1 protein-coding gene is annotated in these 1,745 nt (G+C 70.8%); it reads right to left on the reverse strand.

The window, feature by feature from the left end; all coding sequences use genetic code 11:
- Positions 1 to 58: 58 nt before the first annotated feature.
- Positions 59 to 1,639 carry an ISL3 family transposase gene (locus tag ACFZDK_RS55795; protein ID WP_390987102.1) on the reverse strand — a complete coding sequence of 527 codons (1,581 nt, stop codon included), beginning with the start codon at positions 1,637 to 1,639 and terminating at the stop codon, positions 59 to 61.
- Positions 1,640 to 1,745 lie beyond the last annotated feature (106 nt).

Genomic DNA, 1,745 nt, shown 5'->3' on the forward strand with positions numbered 1-1,745 from the left:
GGCCCTGGCAAGATTTCCGTGAAGCCGGGATGTGCCACCGTGCGCCGGTGACGCTCCGTCACAAGTGGCGGCGTCGGAGCAGGGCCATGAGGATGACGCGGTGGCGGAGCAGCGGGACGCCCGCGCGTCCGGCCATAAGCCGCTTCTGGAGCTTCAAATCGGTGATGCGGCCCTCGTTGACACCGGAGTTGAACGGGGTGGTGATGCCCTGCACGACCGCCGCCTGGTCCTCGCGGAGCGCACTGGCCAGGCTGGCCAGTGCGGGAAGACGGGAGGTTGCGAGTTGCTCGAGCCAGTCCGGCAGCGGGGTCGCATCGCGACCTTCGAGCATGGCGGCGAACTGACGCACCAGACCGTGGGTTCGCTGCAGCTCCGGGCAGCGCTCGAACAGCCGGCGGAGGGCCTCGGCTGCGTGCAAGCTGCGGCGGGTTGGCGCGGTGGTGATCCAGCGGGCGACTTCGCGGGGCGAGGGCGGCCGTTCGCGTGGCGTGTTGATCGGCAGGCCGCGGCGCAGCGGTGCGATGGCCACTTTGACCCGTTGGTAGTGCCCACGGTAGCCCTTGGCGGCGATCTCCTGGTGCAGCACCGTCGCGGTGTGCTCACCTTCCTCCCATCGCTGCCGAAGGTACTCCAGGTATGGATCGAGGCTGGTGGTTCGGCGGGGCCGCGTGCGCCGTACGCAATCCTGCCAGGTGGCGGCCCGGGCGTATTTTCCCACGGTGCGCCGGTTCAGGCCCAACTCGCGGGCTGCGGCGCTGAGCGAGAGACCGGTGTCGGTCGCCGCGTGTACTGCCTCGAACAGCCGCTTCGCGTGGCGGCGGGCTGGGGTGTCGGCCTGGTCGGACGGTCCCGTTGGGGTCGCTGGCGGCGGTGCTGGTTCGGTCTGGAGTACTGCGGCGGGGAGGCAGCCGCGGTGGGTGGCGGCGATATCTCCGATCCGCTTCGACAGCCCCTGCCACAGGTGGAAGCGGTCGCTGACCTGCACCGCGTCCGGGGCGCCATCGGTGATGCCTTGGCGGTAGACCAGCGAGCCGTCCCGGCAGACCACCTCGACGCCGGGGTGCGTCCGCAGCCAGGCGGCCAGTTGCTCGGAGTCGCGCCCGGCCCACAGCTCGACGGGCAACCGGGTGTCGGCGTCCACCAGCAGGGTTCCGTAGACGTCCGCGTACAGCGCGAAGTCGTCCACGCCCAGCACTCTCGGGGTCGCGGCCGGCGGAAGCGGCAAGCGCATCAAGTGGAACAGCACGCTGGTCCGCGACAGCCGCACCTTCAGGATCTGCAGCAGCCGGGCGCCACCACGGCCGGCAAGGAGCACCCCGGCCATCTCCACCAGGTGCTGCACCAGCGGGCTGCGGCGCTGGTAGCGCACCGTCAGCCCCTCGACCTGCTCGGCAAACGTCCGCCGGCCGCAGCCCGGGTTGTCGCAGAACAACCGCCGCACCGACAGCACTATCACCACCGGGCGCCCACCGACGGCGACATCGGCCAGCGCCCGGCAATAGCGACTGTGCACCCGCGCAGAACCGCGACCGCAGTCGGGGCACGCCACCGTCCACTCGCGGGTGCACGCCGCGATGCGGACCACGCCGCCCGCCACCCACACTCGTTCCACCCGCACCGCATCCAGGTGCGGAGACATGATCCGTACGAAGTCGTCACACTCGCCGACAGTGCCGCCACCCGTGACGGAGCGTCACCGGCGCACGGTGGCACATCCCGGCTTCACGGAAATCTTGCCAGGGCCA

Origin of the sequence: Streptomyces sp. NPDC007901 (assembly GCF_042959465.1) — a bacterium.
In the GTDB taxonomy this organism is placed as follows: Bacteria; Actinomycetota; Actinomycetes; order Streptomycetales; family Streptomycetaceae; genus Streptomyces.

Bases quoted from the DNA above. Each gene is read 5' to 3' on its own strand.
- ACFZDK_RS55795 (WP_390987102.1), bottom strand. From the start codon at position 1,639: ATGTCTCCGCACCTGGATGCGGTGCGGGTGGAACGAGTGTGGGTGGCG.